Source organism: Litoribacterium kuwaitense (assembly GCF_011058155.1).
Taxonomy (GTDB): domain Bacteria; phylum Bacillota; class Bacilli; order Bacillales; family DSM-28697; genus Litoribacterium; species Litoribacterium kuwaitense.
In genome coordinates this window covers 1-383 of the sequence record NZ_JAALFC010000139.1, presented here as the reverse complement: position 1 = coordinate 383, position 383 = coordinate 1, and the positions used below count along the sequence as shown (strand labels likewise).

1 rRNA gene is annotated in these 383 nt (G+C 52.5%); it reads left to right on the top strand.

Annotated features, from left to right (window positions below):
• Positions 1-383: ribosomal RNA gene (locus G4V62_RS19395) — 23S ribosomal RNA — on the top strand; the annotation flags it as partial.

The following is a 383-nucleotide window of genomic DNA, read 5'->3' as shown; positions in this document are numbered from 1 at the left end:
TAGTACCCGGAGGAAGAGAAAGCAAAAGCGATTTCCTGAGTAGCGGCGAGCGAAACGGAATATAGCCCAAACCGAAAGGCTTGCCTTTCGGGGTTGTAGGACACTCCATACGGAGTTACAAAGGAATCATGTAAGCGAAGCGGTCTGGAACGACCCGCCAAAGAAGGCAAGTGCCCTGTAGCTGAAACATGATTCTCTCCGGAGTGTATCCTGAGTACGGCGGGACACGAGAAATCCCGTCGGAAGCTGGGAGGACCATCTCCCAAGGCTAAATACTCCCTGGTAACCGATAGTGAACCAGTACCGTGAGGGAAAGGTGAAAAGCACCCCGGAAGGGGAGTGAAATAGATCCTGAAACCGTGTGCCTACAAGTAGTCAGAGCC